This is a genomic window from Sphaerisporangium sp. NPDC051011 (genome assembly GCF_040653595.1).
Taxonomy (GTDB): domain Bacteria; phylum Actinomycetota; class Actinomycetes; order Streptosporangiales; family Streptosporangiaceae; genus Sphaerisporangium.
Genome location: NZ_JBFAGG010000004.1, coordinates 579,993 through 605,291, shown reverse-complemented (window position 1 = coordinate 605,291; position 25,299 = coordinate 579,993). Strand labels below are relative to the sequence as shown.

At 71.9% G+C, this 25,299-nt stretch carries 20 protein-coding genes; 6 read left to right on the top strand and 14 right to left on the bottom strand.

The annotated features are described in order from the left end of the window. Positions 1-17 precede the first annotated feature (17 nt). The 5 genes from AB0H21_RS12790 to AB0H21_RS12770 form a co-directional block, all read right to left on the bottom strand. Complete coding sequence (locus tag AB0H21_RS12790; RefSeq protein ID WP_358515362.1) at positions 18-1,043, bottom strand: branched-chain amino acid ABC transporter permease; 1,026 nt, start codon at positions 1,041-1,043, stop codon at positions 18-20. Further along, positions 1,040-1,903, bottom strand: coding sequence for a branched-chain amino acid ABC transporter permease (locus AB0H21_RS12785; RefSeq protein ID WP_358515359.1), 864 nt, complete (start codon positions 1,901-1,903; stop codon positions 1,040-1,042). The genes AB0H21_RS12790 and AB0H21_RS12785 overlap by 4 nt, the downstream gene beginning before the upstream one ends. A gap of 163 nt (positions 1,904-2,066) precedes the next feature. Next, positions 2,067-3,317: an ABC transporter substrate-binding protein gene (locus tag AB0H21_RS12780; protein WP_358515356.1), complete on the bottom strand. Its 1,251-nt coding sequence runs from the start codon at positions 3,315-3,317 to the stop codon at positions 2,067-2,069. A gap of 27 nt (positions 3,318-3,344) precedes the next feature. Next, complete coding sequence (locus tag AB0H21_RS12775) at positions 3,345-4,061, bottom strand: ABC transporter ATP-binding protein (RefSeq protein WP_358515353.1); 717 nt, start codon at positions 4,059-4,061, stop codon at positions 3,345-3,347. After that, positions 4,048-4,806, bottom strand: coding sequence for an ABC transporter ATP-binding protein (locus tag AB0H21_RS12770; protein WP_358515350.1), 759 nt, complete (start codon positions 4,804-4,806; stop codon positions 4,048-4,050). The genes AB0H21_RS12775 and AB0H21_RS12770 overlap by 14 nt, the downstream gene beginning before the upstream one ends. Before the next feature lie 413 nt (positions 4,807-5,219). Here AB0H21_RS12770 and AB0H21_RS12765 point away from each other — a divergent pair, with 413 nt between their 5' ends. From AB0H21_RS12765 to AB0H21_RS12740, 6 genes are all read left to right on the top strand, one after another. Further along, a complete protein-coding gene (locus tag AB0H21_RS12765; protein ID WP_358515348.1) occupies positions 5,220-6,641 on the top strand; it encodes a tannase/feruloyl esterase family alpha/beta hydrolase in 1,422 nt (473 codons plus the stop codon). 171 nt (positions 6,642-6,812) lie between these two features. Further along, positions 6,813-8,681 (top strand): FAD-dependent oxidoreductase, encoded by a 1,869-nt coding sequence (locus tag AB0H21_RS12760; RefSeq protein ID WP_358515345.1) that lies wholly within the window; start codon positions 6,813-6,815, stop codon positions 8,679-8,681. Positions 8,682-8,946: 265 nt separating this feature from the next. After that, on the top strand, positions 8,947-9,318 hold the full coding sequence (locus AB0H21_RS12755; protein ID WP_358515342.1) for a hypothetical protein: 372 nt from the start codon (positions 8,947-8,949) through the stop codon (positions 9,316-9,318). A 17-nt stretch (positions 9,319-9,335) separates the two neighbouring features. Then, the gene (locus tag AB0H21_RS12750) at positions 9,336-9,935 is read left to right on the top strand and encodes a hypothetical protein (protein WP_358515339.1); all 600 of its coding nucleotides are present in this window, start codon (positions 9,336-9,338) and stop codon (positions 9,933-9,935) included. Positions 9,936-10,011: 76 nt separating this feature from the next. Next, positions 10,012-11,160 carry an FAD-dependent oxidoreductase gene (locus tag AB0H21_RS12745; RefSeq protein WP_358515336.1) on the top strand — a complete coding sequence of 383 codons (1,149 nt, stop codon included), beginning with the start codon at positions 10,012-10,014 and terminating at the stop codon, positions 11,158-11,160. A gap of 554 nt (positions 11,161-11,714) precedes the next feature. Continuing rightward, complete coding sequence (locus AB0H21_RS12740; protein ID WP_358515333.1) at positions 11,715-13,214, top strand: HAMP domain-containing sensor histidine kinase; 1,500 nt, start codon at positions 11,715-11,717, stop codon at positions 13,212-13,214. Between the two features lie 210 nt (positions 13,215-13,424). Here AB0H21_RS12740 and AB0H21_RS12735 read toward each other — a convergent pair whose 3' ends face one another. The 9 genes from AB0H21_RS12735 to AB0H21_RS12695 form a co-directional block, all read right to left on the bottom strand. Further along, positions 13,425-13,967, bottom strand: coding sequence for a hypothetical protein (locus AB0H21_RS12735; RefSeq protein WP_358515331.1), 543 nt, complete (start codon positions 13,965-13,967; stop codon positions 13,425-13,427). 117 nt (positions 13,968-14,084) lie between these two features. Continuing rightward, positions 14,085-14,963: a GNAT family N-acetyltransferase gene (locus AB0H21_RS12730; RefSeq protein WP_358515328.1), complete on the bottom strand. Its 879-nt coding sequence runs from the start codon at positions 14,961-14,963 to the stop codon at positions 14,085-14,087. 99 nt (positions 14,964-15,062) lie between these two features. Beyond that, entirely contained in the window at positions 15,063-15,917 is an 855-nt protein-coding gene (locus tag AB0H21_RS12725) for a TatD family hydrolase (RefSeq protein WP_358515325.1), read from the bottom strand. 30 nt (positions 15,918-15,947) lie between these two features. Beyond that, positions 15,948-16,655: an EboA domain-containing protein gene (locus tag AB0H21_RS12720; RefSeq protein WP_358515322.1), complete on the bottom strand. Its 708-nt coding sequence runs from the start codon at positions 16,653-16,655 to the stop codon at positions 15,948-15,950. Positions 16,656-16,698: 43 nt separating this feature from the next. Beyond that, positions 16,699-17,583: a sugar phosphate isomerase/epimerase family protein gene (locus AB0H21_RS12715; RefSeq protein WP_358515319.1), complete on the bottom strand. Its 885-nt coding sequence runs from the start codon at positions 17,581-17,583 to the stop codon at positions 16,699-16,701. 88 nt (positions 17,584-17,671) lie between these two features. Beyond that, entirely contained in the window at positions 17,672-18,814 is a 1,143-nt protein-coding gene (locus AB0H21_RS12710; protein ID WP_358515316.1) for an inositol-3-phosphate synthase, read from the bottom strand. A gap of 216 nt (positions 18,815-19,030) precedes the next feature. After that, complete coding sequence (locus tag AB0H21_RS12705; protein ID WP_358515313.1) at positions 19,031-20,608, bottom strand: ThuA domain-containing protein; 1,578 nt, start codon at positions 20,606-20,608, stop codon at positions 19,031-19,033. Positions 20,609-20,725: 117 nt separating this feature from the next. After that, positions 20,726-23,557 (bottom strand): carbohydrate-binding protein, encoded by a 2,832-nt coding sequence (locus AB0H21_RS12700; RefSeq protein WP_358515310.1) that lies wholly within the window; start codon positions 23,555-23,557, stop codon positions 20,726-20,728. 217 nt (positions 23,558-23,774) lie between these two features. Further along, complete coding sequence (locus AB0H21_RS12695) at positions 23,775-25,058, bottom strand: ROK family transcriptional regulator (RefSeq protein ID WP_358515308.1); 1,284 nt, start codon at positions 25,056-25,058, stop codon at positions 23,775-23,777. Between the last annotated feature and the right edge of the window lie 241 nt (positions 25,059-25,299).

Genomic DNA, 25,299 nt, shown 5'->3' with positions numbered 1-25,299 from the left:
CTCACAGACGGAAAGGGCTAGACGGGCGAGCCGACACCCTCGGTCGGGGCGGGCGAACCGTCCGGCGCGCCGCCGGGAGGCCGGTTCCCCGGGGCGGCGCCGCGCCCGCCGGACCGCGTCTCCAGCAGGTGGCGGGCGGTCCCCCAGATGCCCCGGCGGAAGACGAGCACGATGATCACGAAGATGGTGCCGGTGACGATGCCGATGCCCTCGAACCCGGCCGTGACCAGGTAGTCGTTGAGTTCGACGACCAGCGCGGCCCCGAGGACGCCGCCCCACAGCGTGCCGATGCCGCCGAGGACGACCATCATCACGGCCTGCCCGGAGGTCGTCCAGTAGACGCTCTCCAGCGAGGCGAACCCGTGGCCGATGGCGAACAGCCCGCCCGCGAGCCCCGACAGGCACGCCGACAGCACGAACGCCAGCAGCTTGTAGCGGTCGACCGGGTAGCCGAGCGCCTGCGCCCGCGCCGTGTTGTCGCGGATCGACACGAGCACCCGTCCGAACGGCGAGCGGACGATCCGCCACACGGCCACGAACCCGGCGAGCACCAGCGGCAGCGCCACGTAGTAGTAGACGAACGAGTCGGACAGGTCCAGGCCGAACAGCTCGCGCGGGACGCCCTGAAGGCCGTTCTCGCCGCCGGTCAGGTCCCGCCACTGGTTGACGAGGAAGTACACCATCTGCGCGAAGGCCAAGGTGACCATCGCGAAGTAGATGCCGCGCAGCCGCACCGACAGGTAGCCGATGGGCACGGCGAGCACGGCCGCGAACGCCGCGCCGGCGAGCACGGCCACGGGGAAGGGCAGCCCGCTGTGGACGGCGACGAGGCCGGCGACGTACGCGCCGCCGCCCCAGAACGCGGCGTGGCCGAACGACAGCAGCCCGGTGAAGCCGAGCAGCAGGTCGAGCGCGCAGGCGAACAGCGCCCAGCAGGCGATGTCCATGGCGACCGGCGGATAGATCATCCAGGGCAGGACGAGGGCGAGGAGCAGGCCGGCGACCAGCAGGATCGGCCGCTCGGCGAGCCGGGAAAGGATCACGACAGCGACTCCTCGCGTCCGAACAGGCCGGCCGGGCGCCAGAGCAGCACGACGGCCATCAGGATGAACACCAGCGTCTGCGACAGCGCCGGCACATACAGGTTGCCGAGCGCCGAGACGAGCCCGATGGCGAAGCCGGCCGCCACCGAGCCGAAGATCGAGCCGAGCCCGCCGATCACGACGACCGCGAACACCGTGATGATCAGGTCGGCGCCCATCAGCGGGTTGACCGCGCGCATGGGCGCGGCGAGCACGCCCGCGAGCCCGGCGAGCGCGATGCCGAAGCCGAACACCGGGGTGACCCAGCGGCCGACGTCGATGCCGAGTGCCCGGGTCAGCTCGGGCCGCTCGGTGGCCGCCCGGACGATCATGCCGAGGCGGGTGCGGGTGAGCACCAGCCAGACGGCCGCGCAGACGACGACCGACAGCACGAGCACGAATACCTGGTAGGCGGGGTAGCCGAACAGGCCGAGGTCGACGGTGCCGTCGAGCAGCGCGGGGCGCGGGTAGGGCTGGGACTGCACGCCGTACTCGCGTTTGACCAGGTCCTGCAGGATCAGCGCGAGGCCGAAGGTGAACAGGAAGTTGTAGAGCGGGTCCAGCGGGGCGAGCCTGCGGATGAACAGCCGCTCCAGCGCGACGCCCGTGAGGCCCAGCACGACCGGGACCGCGACCAACGCGACCCAGAAGTTCACGCCGAAGGAGTCGAGCAGCACGTAGGAGCCGAACGCGCCGAGCATGTAGAAGGCACCGTGGGCGAAGTTGACGACGCCCAGCATGCCGAAGATGACGGCGAGGCCGAGGGCGAGCAGGGCGTAGAAGGCGCCGCCGACCAGGCCGTTGAACGCCTGCTGCAGCACGGTGACCTCCAAGGGGGACGGACGGGGGGCGCGCCTCCCGTCGGGGAGGCGGGACGGCGTGCGGACGGGACGGAGGGGGACGCGGGACCGAGGTCGCCGACCTCGGTCCCCGGGACCGGCCCGCGCTCGGGACGGTGGTCGTGAGCGCGGGCCAGGAAAGGGGTCAGAGCTTGCAGGCGGGGTCCGGGGTCGGCTGGAAGGCCTCGGCGGCGGGGATGGTCTTGAGGACCTTCTCGTAGTCCCACGGCTCGGTGACCTCGCTCGCGGGCTTCACCTGAGCCAGGTACACGTCGTGAAGCAGCAGGTGGTCCTGCGCGCGGATCGTGGCGTTGTGCGCGAAGGGGTCCTCGAAGCTGTGGCCTTCGAGCTGCTTGATGATGGCGTCCGGGTCGTCGGTGCCCGCCCGCTGCACGGCCTCCAGGTACTGCGTGGCGGCCGAGTAGTTGGCGGCGTTGGGGAAGGACGGCCGCTTGCCGGCCTTGGCCTGGAACTTGTCGGCCCAGGCGCGGTTCTCCGGGGAGGCGTTCCAGTACCAGGCGTCGGTGAACTTGGTGCCGGCCAGCGCGTCTGCGCCGAGCGAGTGGATGTCGGTGATGAACATGAGCCCGACGGCCAGGCCGATGCCCTTGTCGCGAAGCTTGTACTCGTTGTACTGCTTCACCAGGTTGACCAGGTCCCCGCCGGCCTGCATGGTGCCGAGCACCTCGGGCTTGGGGTCGAGGCCCGGGGCCTTGAGCAGGAAGGTCGAGAAGTTGTCGTTGGGGAACGGCGCCGGGTCGCTCTGGATGACCTTGCCGCCCGCGCCGGTCACCGCCGCGGTGAAGTTCTTCTGCATGTCCTGCCCGAACGCGTAGTCCGGGTAGACGATGTACCAGTTCTTCGCGCCGTCCTTGGTCACCGTGTCGCCGGTGCCGTGGGCCAGCATGTACGTGTTGTAGCCGTAGTGGAAGGTGTACTTGTTGCACTGGGCGCCGGTGAGCGCGGTCGTCGCGGCGCCGATGTCCATGAACAGCCGCTTCTTGGCCTTGGCCACGCCCGCGACGGCGAGCGCGGCGGCCGAGGACGGCACGTCGAGGATCAGGTCGGCCTTCTGCCGGTCGTACAGTTCCTGCGCCTTGGAGTTGGCGACCTCGGGCTTGTTCTGGTGGTCGGCGGACAGCACCTCGACGTCCTTAGCGACCGCTTTGTCACCATATTTCGCCTTATAGTCGGCGACGGCCATGTTCACGGCCTCGACGCTGCTCTTGCCCGACAGGTCGGCGTACACGGCCGACTGGTCGTTCAGCACCGCCAGCACGACCTTGCCGTCGCTGACCTTGTCCCCGGCGCCCCCGCCACCGGGTCCTCCCGCGCAGCCGGCGATCGTGGCTCCCGCCGCCACCACGGCGACGGCCGCCCGGCCCAGAGCTTTCATGTCGTATCTCCTTGATGTTGGGGGGAGTCAGATGCCGAGGTAGTCGAGGAGTTCGTGCTCGCGGGCGCGCATCTCGTCGTTGTCCAGCGACTCGACGATCCGGCCCTCCGCCAGCAGGTAGTGCCGGTCCGCGACGGTCGCGGCGAAGTGGACGTTCTGCTCGATCAGCAGCACGGTGGTGCCCTGGCGCTTGACCTCGCGCAGGATCCCGCCGATCTGCTGGACGATCAGCGGCGACAACCCCTCGGTGGGCTCGTCGCACAGCAGCAGCCGCGCGCCCATCCGCAGCACGCGGGCCAGGGCGAGCATCTGCTGCTCGCCGCCGGACAGCTTGGTGCCCGGGAAGCCGCGCCGCTCGGCCAGCCGGGGGAAGGTCTCGTACACCTTGGTCAGCGGCCACGGGTCGGGGCCCGCGACGGGCGGCAGCGTCAGGTTCTCCTCGACGGTGAGCGTGGAGTAGATGCCCCGGTCGTCGGGGACGTACCCGAGGCCCTGGCGGGCGCGGCGATGCGCGGGCAGCCGGGTGATGTCGGCGCCGGACAGGGTGATGGTGCCCTCCTGGCGGGCGTGCAGGCCCATCAGGCAGCGCAGCAGCGTCGTCTTGCCCGCGCCGTTGCGGCCGACGAGCGTGACGATCTCCCCGCGTCCCACCTCCAGGGACACCTCACGCAGCACCCGCGCCTCGCCGTACCAGGCGGACAGGCCCGCGACGCGCAGGATCGGATCCGGTTCAGTGGACGGCATCGGCGTCTCCCAGGTAGGCGGAGATGACCCGGGGGTCGTGGCGGATCTCGGCGTAGGGGCCCTCGGCGAGCACGCGCCCGCTCTGCAGGACGGTGACGCGGTCGGCGAGGCTGGCGACGACGGTCATGTTGTGCTCGACCATCACGACGGTGCGGCCGGCGCGCACCTTCCTGACCAGCTCGACCGTGCGCTCGACGTCCTCGACGCCCATGCCGGCGGTCGGCTCGTCCAGCAGCAGGACGCGCGGGTCGAGGGCGAGGGCGAGCGCCAGTTCCAGGGCCCGTTTGTGGCCGTAGGCGAGGGTGCCGGCCGGGGTCGCGGCGTGCGCGGCCAGGCCGACCTGGTCGAGCAGCTCCATCGCCCGGGCGGCGTGCCGGTCCAGCGTGCGCTGGGAGCGCCAGAACCGCCAGGTCAGGCCGGTGGGGCTCGCCAGGGCCAGCTCGACGTGCTCGCGCGGCGTCATCTGCGGGAACAGGCTGGTGATCTGGAACGATCGGGCGACCCCGAGCCGGGCGACGTGCTCGGGACGCCTGCCGGTCAGGTCGTGCTCGCCGAGCCGGATGCTGCCCGCGCTCGGCTTCAGGAAGCCGGTGAGCAGGTTGAACAGCGTGGTCTTCCCGGCCCCGTTGGGCCCGACCAGCGCGTGAACGCTGCCCTCCGCGACGTCCAGGTCCACGCCGTCGACGGCACGGAAGCCGCGGAACTCCTTGGCCAGTCCCTGGGCTCGCAGGACGGCGCCCTCCATGTGGCCTCCTCGTCGTCTCATCCGTCCCGGTTTCGTCCAAGTCACCGTGGCGTTAACGGACGTTGTGACGCGGAACACTAGGTCAGCCGGGGGGGCCGTTCCATGTGGGCCGATCACACATTCCCCGCGGATCCGATGGATCGCCGCCACATCGGGCGCAGGTCACGGGCGGTCCCACGTCCCCGGCCGGTGGGCATGTGGACGGGCCACGTAAGGAAATCGTGGCGGCGGCGACACCAAGGCGGACGATCCAGGCGCCGGCATGGCGGCCGGTAGGCCCGGCACTCCCCGGCTCATGGTGGCTCCTGACATAACGTGGCCGCCGAATATGGCGCCCGGGGACGTGGCCGGGCTTACACCGGAGGTCCACCATGACCAGGATCCGCTGATCGCGCCCCTGTGAGGAGTTCATGATGCGATCGATACGACGCCGTGCCCGGGGCCGGACCCTCGGCCTGACGGCGGCCGCCTCCACCATGGCGGTCACAGTGGCCGTCACAGTGGCCGCGTCCCTCGCCGGGCCCGTCCCCGCGGCCCTCGCCGCCCCCGCGTCCTGCCCCGGAGCCGGCCGGGTCACGGTCCCCGGCGCCGAGAAGCAGATCTCCGCGTGCCTGGACGACCTGACGACCGCGGCCACGGTCGCCTCCGGGCACTCGATCGCCTCCGAGTGGGCGGGCCTGCACCCTGCGGGAGCGAAGAACCCCAGCGGCGTGCCCGGCATCCAGATCGACGGCTACTTCCCCGACACCTCGACGTCCAACACCGACCACGGCTGGAACCACGACAGCCAGTTCGTGATCCGCCTGCCCGAGCACTGGAACGGCGGCCTGGTGGTCACCGGGACGCCGGGCTCGCGCCGCCAGTACGCCAACGACTTCGCCATCTCCGACTGGGTACTGGCCAAGGGGTACGCGTTCGCGGCCACCGACAAGGGCAACACCGGCGTGGACTTCTACAAGGACGGCGTGAAGCCCGGCGACGCGATCGTGGAGTGGAACGACCGGGTCACGCAGCTCACCCGCGCCGCCAAGGCCGTCGTCGCCCGCCGCTACGGGCGCCCGCCCGCGCGCACGTACGCGGCGGGGATCTCCAACGGCGGCTACCTGGTGCGCTGGCAGCTCGAGAACCACCCCGAGCTGTACACCGGCGGCGTCGACTGGGAGGGCACGCTCTGGCGGGAGAACGGCCCCAACCTGCTGACCTTCCTGCCGGCGACGCTGCGCGAGTACCCGAAGTACAAGGCCACCGGCGACGCAGCCGCGCACGACGCGATCATCGCGGCCGGGTTCGCGCCCGGGTCCGAGCCGCTGTGGGACTACCACTACCAGGTGTACTGGGACTTCACCCAGCGCGTCTACCGCGAGGAGTTCGACCCCGGCTACGACGGCGCGACCGAGGCGGGCACCCCGTTCTGCGCGCCCGGCACCCCGGCCTGCGACGCGGACTACGACTACGCCTCCCGGCCGAAGGCGGTGCGCGAGGCGGTGAAGCGGGTCTCCCTGACCGGCCGCATCGGGCGTCCCCTCATCACGCTGCACGGCACGCTGGACACGCTGCTTCCCATCGGCCAGGACTCCGACGTCTACGACCGGCTGATCCGGTCCAACGGGCGCGACCCGCTGCACCGCTACTACCGGATCGAGGGCGGCACCCACGTGGACAGCCTGTACGACGCCCAGCCGGGCCTGCTGCGGCCGATCCTGCCCTGCTTCCGCGAGGCGTTCACGGCCATGGAGAGCTGGACGACGCGCGGGAAGACCCCGCCCAGGGACGCCACGCTCCCCCGCCCGGCCACCGGCGACCTCGCCAACTCCTGTTCGCTCACCACGCCCTGACGGACCGCCCGTATCACCGCGAAGGCCCCTGAAAGGAAAGCCCCTTTCCTCATCGGTTGGAATGCCAGCTCATCTGGCATGGCGTGCCGAGAGGACCGATGTCCCGTCCATGTCGAGACTTTCCGTGGTCATATCACGACCCTGAGTGTTCGTCTCACACGGAGGACATCTATGACGACCATCGACCGCCGAGGATTCGCCCGGCTGGCCGGGCTCGGCGCCGTCGGCTCGCTCGCCGGCGTGGCGGGCGCGGCCCACGCCGTCCCCGCCTCGGCGGCCCCCCTCGCGGCGCCCTCGCGCGGGGCGGCGGCCCCGAGCTGGGACACCTGCCTGGACGTCGCCCGCGACCTGCTGCTGGTCGACGAGCACGACGCCGACCTCAAGCTGCGCTACCTGCGCGTGCTCATCGACCACGGCCTGCCGAAGGCCCGCTCGCCCAAGAAGGTGCTCGTCATCGGCGCGGGCATCGCCGGCCTGGTGGCCGCCACGCTGCTCAAGCGGGCGGGCCACCAGGTCACGGTGATCGAGGCCAACGGCAACCGCATCGGCGGCCGCATCAAGACCTTCACGTCCGGGTTCGCCGACCACGCGCAGTACGCCGAGGCGGGCGCGATGCGCATCCCCGACTTCCACCCGCTCACGCTGGCGCTGATCGACAAGCTCGGCCTCCCGCGCCGCCCGTTCTACAACGTGGACGTGCGGCCCGGCGCGAGGCCGAGCGGCCCGATCCCGCCCGTCGTCTACACCGCGCGCGACGGGCACGTCTGGCGGTCGGGGCCGGTGAAGGGGCGGTTCGAGGCGCCGGCGCGGCTCAACCACACCTGGATCCGCGTCAACGGCGTCATCCAGCGCCGCGACGAGTACGCCGCCGACCCGCGCAGGATCAACGCCTCGTTCGGCCTGAAGGACCGCAGGACCACCGCGCAGATCCTGGACGAGGCGCTCGACCCGGTCCGCGACCACATCTCGGTGGTCCGCGACGGCAAGCGCGTCGACAAGCCGCTGCCCGAGCTGATCAAGGGCTGGGCGCGCGTCCTGCGCGAGTTCGACGGCTACTCCATGAACCGCTTCCTCACCGAGCACGCGCGGCTGAGCGACGCGGCGATCGACGCCATCGGCACGATCGAGAACCTCACCTCACGGCTCCCGCTGGCGTTCATGCACACCTTCCTCACGCGCAGCCTGGTGAACCCGTCGGCCACCTATTGGGAGATGACGGGCGGCAGCCGCATGCTGCCGTACCGGCTGGAGCCGGGCCTGCGCGGGAACATCCGCATGGACCGGCGGGCCGTGCGCATCACGACCTCCGGCGGGGGCGTGCGCGTGGACACCGTGAGCGAGCGGGGTAGCGACGAGTCGTCCTCGGCGCCGCAGCGGCCCGCCGAGACCTTCCACGGCGACGTCGCGATCGTCACGATCCCGTTCCCGGCGCTGCGGCACGTCGAGATCACCCCGTCCCTGTCGTACGCCAAGCGGCGCGCGATCATCGAGTTGCACTACGACTCGGCGACCAAGGTGCTGCTGGAGTTCCGTCGGCGCTGGTGGGAGTTCGACGAGGCGGACTGGAAGCGGGAGCTCGGCCCGCGCTACCGTCCGGGCCGGGTCACCCACGTGACGGGCGGGGGCTCGGTGGCGGACAACGCCAACCGGTTCACCTACTACCCCTCACACCCGGTGCCGGGCAGCGAGGGCGGCGTCGTGCTGGCCAGCTACGTGTGGGCCGACGACGCCGCGCGCTGGGACTCGATGGACGACCGCGAGCGGTACGGCTACGCGCTGCGCGGCCTGGCGGAGGTGCACGGCGACCGGATCACCGAGTTCTACACCGGCCACGGGCAGACGCAGAGCTGGCTGCGCAACCGCTACGCGTTCGGGGAGGCCGCGGTCTTCACGCCCGGCCAGATGACCGAGATCCACCCCGCCATCGCCGTCCCCGAGGGGCCCCTGCACTTCGCGGGCGAGCACACCTCGCTGAAGCACGCCTGGATCGAGGGATCCCTGGAGTCCGCGGTCCGCGCCGCCCTGGAGGTCAACGGCTGACCCGTTCGGGGCGCCTGAAGGGGCGCCCCGAACCCGCCGAGCCGAGCGAGGCCATAGGCCGTTCGGGGCGCGGCGGTGTTCTGGAGTCCTCGCGGGCAAGGGTGAGGGACGATCCCTTGCCCGCGAGGGCGGAAGAACGCCGCCTAAAAGTGCGCCCCGAACCGCCGTGCCGGAGGCACGGCCATAAACACAGCATTGTCTGGATCGTTACAAGCGGCCGGTCATTTCGCGATTTCCCGGAGCATAATCATCTCTGGGAGGTCCCATGTCCTACTTCGTCCGCCCGGCCGAGTCCCGGGTCCTCGTCGCGCTGCGCGACCACGGCGAGAGCCCGCTCGAGGCGCTGGTGGCCCATACCGGCCTTTCACCGGCCGACGTGCGCGATGCGCTGCCCGGGCTGCAGCGGCGCGGCCTGGTCGTCGAGGTCGTCGAGGTCGACGAGGGACGCTACGCGCTGACCCCCGACGGGGTCAGGGCCGGCGAGATCGCCCGGTCCGGCGGCGCGGGCGAAGGTTCGGCCGGGCTGTTCCTGCTCGACGACGACGTCGAGGAGGCGGCGAGCGTCAGTTCGGAGGAAGACCTCAACAGGGCGCTCGACGAGGCGCTCGGCCCGCGCGAAGACGCACCCGACCACTGAGCGACCCTGGGCGGCCGATGATGGAGCATTCCGCGTGGTTCTCCCTTCTGTCGGCGGCCATCGCCGGCGGTGTCACGCTGTTCGACATGGACCAGACCTTCGTGGCCGGGGACACGACGGGCTATCGGATCCACCGGTCCCCGTGGTGGTGGGGCTTCATCGTGGCCAACTGCGCGATCGCCGCGGTGGTGTTCTTCGGCCTGCGCGACCTGCGGACCTTCGAGGACTGGAACCCCTGGCTCTTCGCCGCCTCGGTGGGCGTCTCCTACCTGGCCATCGTCCGCCTGAAGTTCGCGACGGTCTCCTACCAGAACTCCGACATCCCCGTCGGGCTCGACACCTTCTACGAGTCGGGCCGCCAGTTCGTCTTCAAGCGCATCAACGAGGCGATCAAGACGGACCGGGCGCGACTGGCCCGCAGGCTCATCGCCGAGAACGACCTGAAGTCGCTGGGCAACCAGGTGCGCCTGGACGTCGACCTGGACGCCCTGCTCACCCCGGAGGAGAAGAAGACGCGCCTCGCGTGGCTGCTCAAGGTCCTCCAGGACCCCGGCTTCGACGAGGAGCAGAAGAAGCACACCTTGGCCGTGTACCTCGCCTCCGGCACCCAGGCCTGACCGATCGGCCTTGTAGCAGCGAACCGCGCATAACCCCCAAATCGGGCTGTCCACCCTCTGCTGTCATCATTCAGCAATGAGCATTCGGGTGGTCGTGATCGGGAACGGGATCGTCGGGGCGAGCGCCGCCTACCACCTCAGCCTGCGGGGCGCGGCCGTGACCGTGATCGACCGGCCGCGCGCCGGGCGGGCCACGGACGCCGGGGCCGGCATCATCTGCCCGTGGGTGGACCACGAGGAGGACGACGCCTGGTACAGGCTCGCGCTGGAGGGCGCCCGCTACTACGCGACGCTCGCGGGGCTCCTCGCCGAGGACGGCGAGCCCGACACCGGTTACGCCCCGGTGGGAGCGCTGCTGGTGGACGAGGACCCCGGCGGGCTCGCCCCGGTTGAGGCGTTGCTGCGCCGCAGACACCCGTCCGCGCCCGACATGGGCGACATATCCGTGGAGGACCGGCCCGCCGACCTGTTCCCTCCCCTGGCCCCCGGCCTGACGGCCCTGCGCGTGGACGGGGCGGCCCGGGTGGACGGCCGCGCCCTCCGGGACGCGCTGGAGCGGGCCTCCGTGGGACGCGGCGCCCGGGTGCGCGGGGGCGAGGCCGCCCTGACCTCCTCGGGCGCGCCGCTGCTGGACGGCACGGTGCTGGACGCGGACGCGGTGGTCGTGGCCGCCGGGGCGTGGACGGGCGAGGTGTGCCGGCCGATCGGCCTCGCCGTGCCGGTGGGACCCCGGCGCGGGCAGATCGTCCACACCGAGCTTCCCGGCGCGGACGCCGAGGGCTGGCCGATCGTCCTGCCCCGGCGCGGGCCGTACCTGCTGGGCTTCCCCGGGTCGCGCGTGGTGCTCGGCGCCACCGTCGAGGACGCCGGGTTCGACCCGCGCACGACCGTGGGGGGCGTCGCCGAGGTGCTGTCCGGCGGGGTGCGGATCGCGCCGGGCCTCGCCGGCGCCACTGTCGTCGAGACCCGGTCCGGGCTGCGGCCGGTGACCGCGGACGGACGGCCGCTGCTCGGCCCGGTCGGCGGGCACGGCGGAAACGGCGGGCCGGGCAACGTCGTCGTCGCCACCGGGCTCGGCGCCTACGGCCTCACGGCCGGGCCGTACGCCGGGATGATCGCCGCGTGCCTGGCCCTCGGCGAGCGGCCGCCGCTGGACGTCTCCCCGTACTCGGCCCACCCGGACGAGCGCAGGGCGTGCGGCGTCCCCACCCCGAAGGCCGGGTGAAGTCAGCGTCAACACCGGATCCGCCGCAGGGCATGGGCGTCCCTGGAGCGCGTACGGCGCGGGTGCGACCTCTTTGGGGCCCGGTTCCGGTCCGTGCGATTTGGTAAAGGGTTTTGCCAAGGGACTACAGAACCCCTTGCGAGGCTCACCCAGGGTGATAATTTGAGTGCTTCCAGATAGTTCTGCTCCACGACGGAAACACACCGTTTCCGAGCACGGCCCGCCGGACGCGGACCGCTGCGGTCGCCCCGGGCGGGGGGCGGCCCGAACGCCCGGCCAGGCCCGCTCGGCGCGAGCGACCGGCCGCCTATCGTGATCCAGACCACCGACGCAGACCCATATCCGATTTCGCCGAATGACGGAAAGCGCTATCCCGGCCAGATGGCGTTCACCGCCGCAGCCGTCGTCGCCGGGCCCTGCCCGGGCCTGCCCGCGCGACGCGCCTCGGCCGCCGCGGGCAGCGGAAACGGTTCGAGACGCCTCCCGCGGCCCGCCGCGGCACGCGTCCCGCGCCCCGGGCAACGGGCTCACGTCGGCGATCACCGATTTGGACGATGATGATGCTCGCAGAGGAACGCCTGCCAGACGTGCAGGCATCGGCGTTCCGGCCGCGCGTGACCGTGTTCCCGTCCTCGATCCGGGGCCGGCTCACGCTGCTGGTCGGGTTCCTGGCGATGCTCCTGCTCATACCTACCGGGCTCGTGGCCGGCGCGGTCGCGCACCGATCCATCATGAACACCATCTGGCTGGACGCGCGGCATGAGGCGGGACTGGTCGCCGCGGCCTACCGCTCTGGACATCCGGGCGGCCCTCCGATCAGGTCCGACGTCCCCGGCATCGACCTCGTCCAGGTCGTGGCGCCCGGCCACCACGTGATCGCCGCCTCTCCCGCCGCCCGCGGGCTCGCCCCGATGACCACCGTGTGGCCGGGTCCCCGGGCGCCGGAGGAGGACGTGAGCTCCTGCTCCGGCCACGGCGTGGGCTGCGTCAGGGTGGCGGCGCTGAGAGTGGGCCCCTCGGCGGACTCGCCGGTGGTGTACGCGGGCAGGCGGGCGCCCCTGGAGGCGTCCACCGGGCTCATCGACTCCATCTTCACCGCCCAGATCGCCCTGCTCGTCGCGCTCGCGGTCGCGGCCACGTGGAAGGTCACCGGCCGCACCCTGCGCCCGGTGGAGTCCATCCGCGGCGAGCTGGCCACGATGAACGTCAACGATCTGAGCGGCAGAGTCCCGCAGCCGTCCGGCGACGACGAGATCGCCCGGCTGGCGCGGACCATCAACGGCACGCTGTCGAGGCTGGAAGGAGCCAAGGCCAAGATGGAACGGGCTCTCAACCGGCAGCGGCAGTTCGCCGCCGACGCCTCCCATGAGCTGCGCACCCCCCTCGCGGGGCTGCGCGCGAACCTCGAGGAGGCCCAGCTCCATCCCGATGACACCGACCTCGGCGAACTGCTGCGGCACACGCTGAAGAACGTCGACCGGCTTCAGGCGATCATCTCCGACCTGCTCCTCCTGGAGAGCATCTGCGCCGGCCACGGCAGGCCGCGGGAGAGGGCGGACCTGTCCGCGATCGTCCGCTCGGAGGTGACGCGGCACGCCCGCCGGCTCGACATGCGGCTGACGCTGCCCTCCGAGGTCCATGTGGAGGGGGTCCGCGAGCACATCAGCCGCGTCGTCGCCAACCTGCTGGACAACGCCGAGCGTCACGCCCGGCGGTCCGTGAGCGTCGAAGTGCGCTACGACACCACGCACGCCGAGCTCCTCGTCGACGACGACGGGGGCGGCATCGCCCCGGCCGACCGGGAACGCGTCTTCGAGCGGTTCACCCGGCTCGACACGGCCCGCAGCCGCGACCGGGGCGGCACGGGTCTCGGCCTCGCCATCGCCCGTGACATCGTCCTGGCCCACGACGGCTCCATCGAGGTGGGCGCCTCGCCCGAGGGCGGCGCGCGCTTCCTCGTCCGCCTGCCCCTGGCCGGCGGATCCGGGCCCCCGGCCGAGCGCGACGACGGCGACCCCGGCCCGGACGCCTGGACCTTCCGCGCCGGCCCCTGACCGGCCGGCCCGGCTCCCTGTTCTGGCCGGCGGGAGCCGGGCGCGCGCCGACCGCCCCGGCCGGTGTCCGGTCAGGCTCCGCGCATGGGGCTCTCCCCTCGGGCGATCCCCCGGACACCCTCGTCCAGGGCTTCCGTCCAGGGCTTCGTGAGGTCAGACCTCGCCGTCCGCCGGAACTCATCGGTCCCGGGCGTACGAATCTCTCCGGGTTCAGTCGGCGTCGGGGCCGGCGTCCAGCGCGGCGGGGACGGGGAGGGACAGGTGGCGCAGGAGGGCGGCGAGTTTGTGGTCGAGGTCGGTGCCCACGGCGGTGATGGCGTCGTCGGCGAAGCTGCCGAAGCCGTCGGCGGGGCGGTCGAAGCAGAAGCGGGTGGCCCCGTCCACGCCCTCGGTGATGGTCGTGCGCAGCGGCGCGTACAGCAGGATGCCGGGGTTGTGGCGGAACATGCGCTCGGCGATCGTGTGGTTGCCCATCAGGTACTCCGAGCCGCGGAAATAGTCCCCCGCCAGGGCCATCATCGGGTCGGCGTCGTACTTCCAGTAGATCATGAAGTGGTGCGGCGCGGCCCGTCGCGCCAGGTCGAGCACCTCGTCCCAGCCCGCCCCGCGTTCCACGAGCGCGTCGAACTCCCTGGCCGGGTAGGGAGGGACCGCCGCCTCGTAGCGGTCCCGGAAGTCGTCGAAGGCCGCGTCCACGTCGATCTCGTACCGCGTGACGGGACGGCTGACGGCGATGATCCGCTGACCATCCATGACGACCCCCGTGTCCCCGTGCCGGTCATGTCCCCACCCGTCTACCTGCCCCCGAAAGCACGGCCACATTCGAGAGGCCCCGCCACCGGGCCGTCACGCGCGCGTGGGCGATTCGCGTCAGCCCAGGTCGGGGTGTGGGAGGTAGTGGTCGAGGCGGAGCATGGCGGGGTCGGTGGTCATGAGGGTGTCCATGTCGTCGATCTGCCACCCGGATCGCAGGAGTTCGGGCAGGAGGGGGTGGACGCCGGGGACCGCGACCTGGACCTCGTCGACGTCCGGGTCGGCGGCGGCGACGGCCGCGGAGAGGGCGGCGGCGCAGTCCTGAGGGGTTTCGCCGCCTGCCGGGCCCACTTCGAGGTCCTCTTCCGTCCTGCGGGCGAACGCGTACCCGGCGCCGGTGACGTGCAGCGTCACGCCGGGCAGGCCCGCGTACCAGGACAGGGATCCGGTACGGTCGCCGCCCGCGAGGCGCGCGTCCAGCGCCGCGACCTCCCGCGGCACCGCCTCCGGCACGGCGGGTCCGGCCGCCGGCTTCCGCGCGGCGGGACCGGCCTGCGCCCGCGCGGGCTCCGGCGCCTCGGGCGCTCGCGGGCCGGAGGTCTTGTTCGGGTGGTAGATCAGGTAGAGAAGCGGACATATCGGGCGCATCCCCTGGCGCACGTACAGGCCGAGGGCCCTCGGGTCGTCGGACGCGAACGTGGCCCCTGGCGTGCCGGACGGCAGCACCTCGCTGAGGATCGACCGGCCTATCCCGGACGACTGGTACTCGGGCAGGACGAACAGATCGCCCAGATGGGAGAGCTTCCCCCGGCGGAGCACCCCGCCGAACCCCACGATCCGCCCGCCGGCCTCCCCCACGACCAGTTTGCCGTACGCCCGCTCGGCGTCGAGGAAGTCGGGCATGCCTTCCCAGTCGTCGAGAAGCTCGAAGTGTGAGGCCACCTCACGTACACCGGGCATGTCCGCGTCCCCCGCGACCCGCACCACCGATTCCATCGCCCACACTCCTCACCTGCGCGTTCCCCACCGCTCACCCTAGAGCGCGTCCCCCGGTCCGGTTCCCCGGGGGACGGCGGCGGCGTGTTGGGGCGCGGGTCAGTCGCGGGGGGCGCCGCGTTGGATGCTGTTGCCGGCGTAGGTGTCGGCCGGTTTCACCTCGGAGAGGTCCAGGCGGCCGCTCTGGGCGTAGAAGGCGACCGGGTTGTCCCATAGGACGGTCTCGACGTCGGCGTCGGAGAAACCGCTGGCGAGCATGGCGTCGGCGACGGCGCGGGTCTTCAGCGGGTCGCTGCGGCCCCAGTCGGCGGCCGAGTTGACCACCATGCGGTCCGAGCCGTACTCCTTGAGGATCGCGACCATCCGGTCCTCGTCCATCTTGGTGTCGGGGTAGACCGAGAAGCCCATCCAGCAGCCGCTTTCCCGAACCATGCCGACCGTCATCTCGTTGAGGTGGTCGATCAGCACGCGCTCGGGCGGCAGGCCGGACTCGCGGACGACGTCCAGCGTGCGGCGGGTGCCCGCGGCCTTGTCCCGGTGCGGGGTGTGGACCAGGACGGGCAGGCCGTGCTCGGCGGCGAGTTCGAGCTGGCGGGCCAGGGCCTCGTCCTCGGCCGGGGTGACGTCGTCGTAGCCGACCTCACCGACGGCGACCACGCGGTCCTTGGCGAGGTAGCGGGGCAGTAGGTCCAGGACGGGGCGCAGGCGCGGGTCGTTGGACTCCTTGGGGTTCAGCGCGATCGTGCAGTAGTGGACGATGCCGAACTGCGCGGCGCGGTAGGGTTCCCAGCCGAGCAGGCCGTCGAAGTAGTCGGCGAACGTGCCGGGGGACGTGCGCGGCTGGCCCAGCCAGAAGGCGGGCTCGACGACGGCGCGGACCCCGGCCGCGTACATGCGCTCGTAGTCGTCGGTCGTGCGCGAAGTCATGTGGATGTGGGGGTCGAAGATGCGCATGGGGGGATTCCTCTCGATGGGGCGATCGGGTCAGGCCGGGTCGCGGGGGGCGTCGGACCCGGCCGCGGCGTGCGGATCGCCCTCGGCCAGCAGGGCGCGGACCTTGGTCAGCAGGGAGGGGTACGTCTCGACGACGGGCCAGATGTCCGCGGGGACCTGGCGGCCGGCGCGCAGGCGTTCCTCGGCGAAGTCGGCCATCATGCGTGCCAGTTCCTCGTCCGCGCGCGTGTCGAGGCCGGAGACCTCGCCCAGCGGCACGCCGATGAAGACGCACTTCAGGATGGCCTGCCGGTAGGAGTGGTCCGGCAGGTGGCGCGCCCCGTACGGCCCGAGCGCCGCCCGGACGAGGCGGGCGTCGTTGGTGCGCAGGGCGTCACGGACGACGGGCAGGCCGGCGTCGGCGAGCCGTCCGTCCTCGTCCAGGGCGGGCAGGCCCTTGAGGACGGCGAGGCGCTCGGCGGCGTCCCCGCGGGTGTAGAGGTCGAAGAGGGTCTCGCCGAGGGCGGCGCCGGTCAGGGGCAGGGCCCGCATGAGCTCCACGCGGACCGCCTGGTCGACGGTCCAGCCGGGCATGGCGGCGACCGGGTCGCGTCCGCAGGCGCGCCCGGCGGCGGGGAACAGGCTCGCGAGCGCCTCGGCGTCGGCGCCGATCCGTTCGACGGCGTCCGCCAACCAGCGGGCGGCCTCCTCGCCGAGGCCGAGGGAGAGCGCCGGGCCTGAGTCGTGGGTCGTGCTCATCGTTGGCTCGTCCTTCCGGTACGGATTCGTTCCATCCGGGCGGTCATCGCTGCCTCACGCCCCTGGTGGGGTGGGCGCGGGAGGGGATGGAGGGGGTGGCCGGGGCGGCCTCGCGCAGGAAGCGCAGCGACCGCTCGGCGATCATGGGGGCGGCGTGGGAGTGCCGGGGCAGCTCGACGCTGACCAGGCCGCGGTACCCCGTCTGTTCCAGGGCCTCGAGCACGGGCGGGAAGTCGATCTCGCCCTCGCCGAACTCCAGGTGCTCGTGCACGCCGCGCCGCATGTCCTCGATCTGGATGTTCACCAGGTGCGGGCCGGCGCGGCGGACGCAGTCGGGGACCGGTTCGGGCTCCAGGGCGCGGCAGTGGCCGATGTCGAGGGTCATGCCGAGCCGCGGGGGCGCGCCGGCCAGCGTGTGCAGGCGCTCGAACGCGGCGATCGTGTCCACGAGCATGCCCGGTTCGGGTTCGAAGCCGAGCGTGACCTCGCGTTCCTCGGCCTCCTGCAGGACGGCGGCGACCCCGGCCAGCAGGTTGTCCCAGGCCCGTTCCTCGCCGACCTCGGGCGGAAGGACGCCGCTCCAGAAGGAGACGGCCTCCGCGCCGAGGTCGGCGCCGACGCGCACGGCGTGGCGGAGCAGGTCGATCCGGCGGGCCGCCGCCTCGGGCGGGTGGAGCAGGGTGGGGTGGTGTTTGCGGTACGGGTCCAGGACGTAGCGGCCGCCGGTCTCGATCACCACGGCCAGGCCGAGCTCGCCGAGCCGTTTGGCGACGTGGTCGACGTGGTGGGCGAGCCCGGGGGCGTACGGGTCGAGGTGGCCGGCGTCCAGGGTGAGCGCGACGCCGTCGTAGCCGAGGTCGGCGAGCACGGCGAGCGCCTCGTCCAGGCGGTGGTTCGTGAAACCGTTGGTTCCATAGCCGAACCTCATGACCGCCCACCTTTCCCGCTATAGCGTGATATTTCGGGCTTAACGGTATCGAGCGTGCACCGCAGGCACCATGGGTGACGCGAGACGCTCACGCGAGCGTCCCGGCCCAGGCGCGCAGCAGGTCGTACTGGGCGTGCAGGCGGTGCTCGTCCTGGCCGATCGGGTCCTTGAAGAAGAAGCCCAGCTCAGGGATCGCCCCGGCGTGGCCGCGCTCGTGCGCGCGGGCGATCAGCCGGACGAGGTCGAGCACCAGCGGCGCCGCGAGCGCCGAGTCGCACCCCTGCCAGGTGAACTGCATCGTCATGCGGACGCCGAGGAAGCCCTCGAACGTGATGTGGTCCCAGGCGGTCTTCCAGTCGCCGAGGTGGGAGACATGGTCGATGTGGGTCTGCCCCTCCACCGGGTGGCCGAGGATGCCGGGCAGGGCGCGGTCCTTGGAGATCTTCTTGCTCTCCCCCGCCGCCGGATCGGCCAGTGTGGCGCCGTCTCCTCCGCCGAGCAGGTTCGTCCCCGACCACGAGCGCACGGCCAGCGACCGCGCGGCGAACATCGGCGCGAGCGCGGTCTTGACCAGGGTCTCCCCCGTCTTGGCGTCGCGGCCCGCGTACGGCACGCCCTTCGTCCGGGCCAGCTCGTCCAGGGCGGGCAGCGACACGCCGGTGGACGGGGTGAAGTCGATGTAGGAGCAGCCGGCGCTGAGCGCGGCGTACGCGTACAGCGAGCTCGGGGGCAGGATGTCGCCGGGCCGAGCGAGGGCCTCGTCCAGCGCGGCGAGGTCGCCATGGGCCGGGTGATCGGGCACGGGCGGCTCGGTGGAGGCCACGTGGACGACGACCACGCGGGACAGTCCCCTGCGCTCGCGGAAGCCGGTGATGTCGTCGGCCAGCCTGCGCGCCTGCTCGGCCTGGGTGCCCGCGGGTCCGGGCGTTACGCCGGGCCGGATCTCGGCGTCGGCCTCCTCCAGGTCCTGGCGCACGAGCTCGGGCAGCCGGGCCGGGACGACCCCGGCGTGGGCCAGTTCCTCCGCGCGCTTGGGCAGCGGCGTGCCGGCGATGTCATGGCCGCCGAACACCAGGCCGTGGATCGGCGGCAGGCCCGCCTCGGCGAATCCGGGTTGTTCGGTGACACACCCTATGGGTGCCGCGAGCCCGGCGCGCAGCGCGGCCGCGCCCGTGATCACCGTGGTCGCGACCGATCCTCGTGCTCCTACGAGCCACACCCCGACGTCCATCGGCTACTCCTCACTATCTTGGGCGGGCCCCCGCCGGGTCCGCCTTCTCGCGGTACAGCAGTGGGCTCCGCGCGCCTGCCCGGTGCCCCGGACCCCGTCCGCGGGGGCTTCGGGGGACACGCGCGCGGAGACCCGTACGCCCGGGACATCCCCTGCGGGGACGTCCCGGGCGGTGGATCTCGGTGCCGATCGGTCACCCGATCGGATCATGCACCCTCACGTGGAAACGGTGAAGGTGTCAATGTCGAAAAGGGAACCCGCGCCGCCGCTGAAGGTCAGGAACACCGCGCCGGTGCCCGTCCCGTTGAGCGTGGTGTTCACCGTGGTGAAGGTGTCCCAGTTCCCGGTGTTGGCGACGTTCACCGTGCCGAGGACGGGACCGGTCTGCGAGCCCGAGCGGATCGTGATCGTCCCGCCGGCGCCGCCCGAGGAGACCCGCGCCGAGAACTTGGTGATGCCCGCGGTGCTCACCTGCGAGTACCCGGCCCAGTCGCCGTTGTCGATGAACCCGACCGTCCGCCCGCCGCTGGCGCCGCCGTGGCTCGCCGGCTGGACGCCCGACTGCGAGGTGTAGGCCTCGCCCTCGGTCGTCGTGCTCGTGGGCGGCGGGGTGGTGTTCCGGGTCACCGTGAGGGTGTCGATGTCGAACAGCGCCCCGGCGCCGCCGCCGAAGGTCAGGAACAGCGCCCCGGTGCCCGTGCCGTTGAGCGTGGTGGACACGGTGGTGAAGTTGTCCCAGCCGCCGGTGCCGGCGACGTTCACCGTGCCGAGGACCGGGCCGGTCTGCGAGCCCGAGCGGATCGTGATCGTCCCCCCGGCGCCGCCCGAGGAGACCCGCGCCGAGAACCCGGTCGCCCCGGAGGTGCTGACCTGCGAGTATCCGGCCCAGTCGCCGTTGTCGATGTACCCCATGGTCGTGCCGCCGCTGGCGCCCGCGTGGCCGGCCGGCTGGACGCCGAAGCTGGAGGTGTAGGCCTCGCCCTCGACGGTCTGGGTGTCGCCGGGCGGCGGCGTGGTCGCCGGGCGGCAGTCCGCCTGGACCATGCCGGCCGCGTACCGGATGCCGCCGAGCACGAGCTGACGGTAGTTGGAGTCGGCGTACGACTCGATGGTGTGGCCGAGGCCGGTGTAGAACGACCGGCCGGACGCCTGGGCGTGGCACCAGGTGATCGGGTGGTCGCCGCTCATCTCGCCGCCGGTGTAGCTGCTCTCGTCCAGGCTCTGCAGGACGCGGACGCCGGCGCGCGGGTTGGTGCGGTAGTTGTACCACTCGTCGAACCGCGTCCAGGTCGCGCCCAGGTGGGCGGTCGCCGGGTGGGTGCGGTCCTCGTTCTTGACCACCGCGTTCTGCTGCGCCGGGTGGCTCTTGAACCACGCGCCGACGAGCCGGCCGTAGTACGGCCAGTCGTACTCGGTGTCGGCGGCGGCGTGGATGCCGACGTACCCGCCGCCGCCGTCCACGTAGGACTGGAAGGCGGTCTGCTGGCCGGCGTCGAGCACGTCGCCGGTGGTGCTGAGGAAGACGACCGCCTTGAACTGGGCCAGGTTGGCCGCATTGAAGGCGGTGGCGTCCTCGGTGGCGGTGACGGTGAAGTTGTTGGCGGCGCCGAGATCGCGGATGGCCTGGATCCCGGCGGGGATCGAGTCGTGGCGGAACCCGGCGGTCTTGGAGAAGACCAGCACCTTGTAGGCGGGGTCGGCCGCGTGGGCGGCGGTGGGGGCGAACTGCGTGGCGACCAGCGCTGCGGCGACCAGCGCCAGACCGCCGCGCATCACCTTGGTCAGGGCGAACATGGCTGTCCTTTCGTCTGCGGACCCTCCGGTCCCGCGTGAGGGATGCGTCTCACGCGGGACCGGAGGCCCGTCCGGCGCGGCGTCCCGTCCGGGGAGGGGGCCGCGCAGGACGCGCCGTCAGCGGGTGATGGTGAAGGTGTCGACGTCGAGCAGCGAGCCGGAGCCGCCGCTGAAGGTGAGGAACAACGGGCCGGTCGCCGAACCGGTGAGGTTCGTGGACACGTTGGTGAAGGTGTCCCAGTTCCCGGTGTTGGCGACGTTCACGGTGCCGAGGATCGTCCCGGTCTGCGAGCCGGAGCGGATCGTGATCGTGCCGCCGGGGCCGCCCGAGGAGACCCGGGCCGCGAAGGTCTTGGCGCCCTGGGTGTTCACCTGCGAGTACCCGGCCCAGTCGCCGTTGTCGATGTACCCCATGGTGGTGCCGCCGCTGGCGCCCGCGTGGGCGGCCGGCTGGACGCCGAAGTTGGAGGTGTAGGCCTCGCCCTCGACGGTCTGGGTGTTGCCGCCCGTCGAGGTGTTCAGCGTGAAGGCGTCCAGGTCGAACAGGTTGCCCTGGCCGGTGACGCCCTTGAACACCAGGTACAGCGTGGTCACCCCGGCCGGCTTGTTGGTCAGGTTGGCGGTGACGTCGACGAAGTTCTCCCAGCCGCCGGTATTGGGGACGGTCGCCGAGCCGAGCAGGGTTCCGGTCGCCGAGCCGGCGCGGACCTCCAGCGTGCCGCCGGCGCCGCCCGAGGAGACCCGGGCGGTGATGCTGACGGCGTTGCTCACGTTGTAGGGCGTGAAGGAGATCCAGTCGCCGTTGTCGGTGAAGCCGACGGTCGTCGCGCCCTCGGCCGGGCCGTGCGTGGCGAGCTGGATGCCCTGCATGGCGCCGTAGTGCTCGGCCTGGCGGTGCCGGGGCTGCAGGGTGCGGGTGCTGGTGGAGGTGAGGCCGCCATTGTCGGTGTAGGACGCCTCGAACACCCCGTAGATGTTGGCCGCGGCGTCGTGCTCACCGTCGGTCGGGACGGTGATCGAGCCGGAGCAGCCGGTCCTGGAGGTGATCTGGTGGCGGTGGCTGTCGTGGCCCAGGAAGTAGGTCACGGTCACCTTGGCGCAGTCCAGCGCCCCGTCCTCGGGGTCGCTGCCGGTCACCGTGAACGGCACGGTGTCGCCGTAGGAGAACAGCTGGCCGTCGCCGGGCGTGGTCAGGTTCACGGTCGGCGCGGTGTTGCCGACGGAGACGACCAGGCTGGCGGTGCCGGTGAGGCCCTGCGGGTCCCTGACGGTCAGCGTGGGGGTGTAGGTGCCGTTGGTGGTGTAGGTCTTCGTGGGGTCGGCGGCGGTGGAGGTGGTGCCGTCGCCGAAGTTCCACGAGTAGGTCAGCGCGCCGCCCTCGGGGTCGGAGCTGCCGGCCGAGGAGAAGTTCACCGTCAGGGGCGCCAGGCCGGAGGTCTTGTCGGCGGCCGCCTTGGCGATCGGGTTTCGGTTCGCCGAGCCGATGTACTCGATCCGGTAGAGCGCCTGGTTGTTGGCGCCGGTGCCGTAGTCGAGGACGTACAGCGCGCCGTCGGGGCCGAAGGCCATGTCCATGACCTGGGTGCCGGTCCAGGGGAAGGCGCCGATGTCACCGGGGCTGCCGTCGGCGTTGACCTGGATGGCCTTGATCCACCTGCGGCCGTACTCGCCGGCGAAGTAGCGCCCGTCGAGCGACTGCGGGAACTTGACCGCGGAGTTCAGCGAGGCGTCGTACCGGTAGACCGGGCCGCCCATCGGGGACTCGGAGCCGCCGCCGAACTCGGGCGGGGAGCCGGCGTCGCCGCCGTAGCGGATCCAGGACGGCTTGGCCGCGGGCAGCGTGGTGAGACCGGTGTTGCGGAACGAGTTGTTGGTCGGGCCGCCCGCGCAGTTGTACTTGGCCTGGGACGGGCCGCTCGGGAAGGTGTACTCGTTGTAGGTCTCGTTGGTGGTGTTGGTGCCGGTGCAGTACGGCCAGCCGTAGTTGCCCGCGCCGGTGATCCGGTTGAACTCCACCTGGCCGCCGGGGCCGCGGTTGGGGTCGGTGCCGCCCGCGTCGGGGCCGTAGTCGCCGAGGTAGACGATGCCCGTCGCCTTGTCCACCGACATGCGGAACGGGTTGCGGAAGCCCATCGCGTAGATCTCGGGGCGGGTCTTGGCCGTTCCCGGCGGGAAGAGGTTGCCCGAGGGGATGGTGTAGGTGCCGTCCGGCTGGGGCTTGATGCGCAGGACCTTGCCGCGCAGGTCGTTGGTGTTGCCCGAGGAGCGCTGCGCGTCGAACTGCGGGTTGCGGTCGGTGCGCTCGTCCAGCGGCGAGTATCCGCTCGACTCGAACGGGTTGGTGTCGTCGCCCGTGGTCAGGTAAAGGTTCCCGGCCGCGTCGAAGTCGATGTCACCGCCGACGTGGCAGCACTGGCCGCGGTCGTTGGGCACCCGCAGGACGATCTTCTCGGTGCCCATGTTGACGGTCTCGTCGGCGTTGAGCGTGAAGCGCGAGAGGTACAGCTCGCCCTTCCACTGGTCGAACTGCGCCTGGGTGCCGGTGGTCGGCGCGTCGCCGCCGGGGGTGTTCAGCGTGGGCGAGTAGTACACGTAGATGTACCGGTTGGCGGCGAAGTTCGGGTCGGCGGCGATGCCCTGGAGGCCCTCTTCGTCGTGCGTGTAGACGCTGAGCTTCCCGGCGACCTTGGTGTTGCCCGCCGCGTCGGTGACGCGGATCGTGCCGTCACGCGCGGTGTGGAGCACCGAGCGGTTGGGGAGCACCGCGAGGGACATGGCCTCGCCGAGTTCGGCGCCGCCGACGGCCAGCTGTACCTGCTGGTAGTCGGACGCGGGGATGACCGAGGCGTTGGCCGCCGGTCCTGAGGCCGTCACGGCCGCCATGCCGCCCGAAACTACGAGGGCGAACGTGGCGAGGAGCCGGGTCCACGGCCGAGGACGTGGTGACATGGGGGTCCTTTCCTGACTTGGGGGGTCAGTCAGGCAAGGCGCGCGCCGCCGCGCTTGTTGCCGGGGGGTGGTGCGTGGTGCTGTGGTGCCGGGATGGTGCGGATGGTTCTGCGCTGTGCCGCCGTGCGCCTGGAAGGGTGCCGCCTCCAGGGGTCCGGTGCTCAATCCGGACGGAACATGACTCCGCAAAAAGCGTATCAAGTGTTGAAAGAATGCGTCATCTTCCTGCCAGACTTGTCGTCGAGGCGATCGGGGTCGAACCGATCGTCGTGGGGTCGTTGATGACCTGCTCGACCACCATGCTCGCGGCGCCCCGAGAGGCGGCGCCGAAGCCGAGGCCGGAGGCGAGGAACCTGCAGCGGGCGGCCGGACCGGCGATGACCAGCCGCTCCAGCTCCGCCTGGGCGGGCGGGATCAGCCGCTCCGCGAGCGTGGCGAAGTATCCGCCGAGCACGATGGCGCGCGGGTTGAACAGGTTGACCAGGATCGAGCCGCCGAGCCCGAGCCAGCGCCCGACCTCGGCGACCGCGGCCATCACGCGCGCGTCGCCCAGCGCGAGGCCCCGGGCGATCTCCACCACCCGCTCCTCGGGATCGGGCGCCGGGCCGAGGCCGTAGGCCCGCTCAGGCGTCGCCGAGCCGACCAGCGCGGCGAGGCCGACCTTGGTCTCCCAGCAGCCCACCCGCCCGCAGCCGCAGCGGCTTCCCGTGGGGTCCACGGGCATGTGCCCGACCTCGCCCGAGAAGCCGTCCGCGCCGCGCAGCAGGGCCCCGGCGACGATGATGCCGCCGCCCACGCCGACCTCGCCGGTGAGGTAGACCATGTCCGGCGTCCCGGCGGCGACCCCGCCGGTGTACTCGGCGAGCGCGGCCAGGTTGGCGTCGTTGTCCACCATCACGGGCGCCCCGCCGCCGATCTCCGCCTGGAGGCGGTCGGCCAGCGGCAGGTCGCGCCAGCCGAGGTTCGGCGCGAACGAGACCGCGCCGCGGGCGACGTCCACCAGGCCGGGGACGGCGACGCCGATGCCCGCGGGGACGGCGCCGGCGGCGGTGAGGTCGTCCAGCGCCTCCTTGGCCACGCGGCCGAGCTCCTTCAGCGAGCGGTCCGGGCCCATACCCATGGCGTCGAAGCCGACGCGCCGCTCGACCAGGACGCGTCCGGCCAGGTCGGTGCCGTGGACGGCGACGTAGTCGACGTTGATCTCGGTGCCGAGCACCCCGACGTGCGAGCCGTCCAGGGCGACCGCCCTGCGCGGGCGTCCGACCGCCCCGACGTGCTCGATGCCGACCTCGCGCACCAGCCCCCGGCTGAGCAGCTCGGCCATGAGGTTGGACACGGTGGCCCGGTGCAGGCCCGTGGCGTCGGCGATGTCGGAGCGCGAGCAGGAGCCCTCCTCGCGCAGATGACGCAGGACCAGTGCGAGGTTCGCCCGGCGCAGGGAGGCGTGTCCCACCGCCTGGGCGCCCCCGCCGGCCGGCGCGACCGGCCGTCTCTGCGCCACATCTATCACCCGACCACTTTGTATGTATCGAAGAACAATTAACCGATTTCTAACACGACGAGATCTGGACGTAAACACCCCGTTCAGGTAACGACTTGGCATCCGGAGCCCGGCCGCAGGTCACGGCTCGGCGGCCCCTTGCGTTGCAGAAGCGTTACCGAAGCGAAGTGGTCGGAGGTCTTGGCACAACCCCCGGGGGCGGTCTTTAATTCGACAAGCCCTGTCAAATCCGTTCGTTCAG

Coding starts and splice junctions, on each gene's coding strand:
- AB0H21_RS12745 (WP_358515336.1), top strand. CDS start 10,012: ATGAGCATTCGGGTGGTCGTGATCGGGAACGGGATCGTCGGGGCGAGC.
- AB0H21_RS12765 (WP_358515348.1), top strand. CDS start 5,220: ATGCGATCGATACGACGCCGTGCCCGGGGCCGGACCCTCGGCCTGACG.
- AB0H21_RS12710 (WP_358515316.1), bottom strand. CDS start 18,814: ATGGACGTCGGGGTGTGGCTCGTAGGAGCACGAGGATCGGTCGCGACC.
- AB0H21_RS12750 (WP_358515339.1), top strand. CDS start 9,336: ATGATGGAGCATTCCGCGTGGTTCTCCCTTCTGTCGGCGGCCATCGCC.
- AB0H21_RS12715 (WP_358515319.1), bottom strand. CDS start 17,583: ATGAGGTTCGGCTATGGAACCAACGGTTTCACGAACCACCGCCTGGAC.
- AB0H21_RS12760 (WP_358515345.1), top strand. CDS start 6,813: ATGACGACCATCGACCGCCGAGGATTCGCCCGGCTGGCCGGGCTCGGC.
- AB0H21_RS12775 (WP_358515353.1), bottom strand. CDS start 4,061: ATGCCGTCCACTGAACCGGATCCGATCCTGCGCGTCGCGGGCCTGTCC.
- AB0H21_RS12720 (WP_358515322.1), bottom strand. CDS start 16,655: ATGAGCACGACCCACGACTCAGGCCCGGCGCTCTCCCTCGGCCTCGGC.
- AB0H21_RS12700 (WP_358515310.1), bottom strand. CDS start 23,557: ATGTCACCACGTCCTCGGCCGTGGACCCGGCTCCTCGCCACGTTCGCC.
- AB0H21_RS12770 (WP_358515350.1), bottom strand. CDS start 4,806: ATGGAGGGCGCCGTCCTGCGAGCCCAGGGACTGGCCAAGGAGTTCCGC.
- AB0H21_RS12735 (WP_358515331.1), bottom strand. CDS start 13,967: ATGGATGGTCAGCGGATCATCGCCGTCAGCCGTCCCGTCACGCGGTAC.
- AB0H21_RS12755 (WP_358515342.1), top strand. CDS start 8,947: ATGTCCTACTTCGTCCGCCCGGCCGAGTCCCGGGTCCTCGTCGCGCTG.
- AB0H21_RS12740 (WP_358515333.1), top strand. CDS start 11,715: ATGATGATGCTCGCAGAGGAACGCCTGCCAGACGTGCAGGCATCGGCG.
- AB0H21_RS12725 (WP_358515325.1), bottom strand. CDS start 15,917: ATGCGCATCTTCGACCCCCACATCCACATGACTTCGCGCACGACCGAC.
- AB0H21_RS12780 (WP_358515356.1), bottom strand. CDS start 3,317: ATGAAAGCTCTGGGCCGGGCGGCCGTCGCCGTGGTGGCGGCGGGAGCC.
- AB0H21_RS12730 (WP_358515328.1), bottom strand. CDS start 14,963: ATGGAATCGGTGGTGCGGGTCGCGGGGGACGCGGACATGCCCGGTGTA.
- AB0H21_RS12705 (WP_358515313.1), bottom strand. CDS start 20,608: ATGTTCGCCCTGACCAAGGTGATGCGCGGCGGTCTGGCGCTGGTCGCC.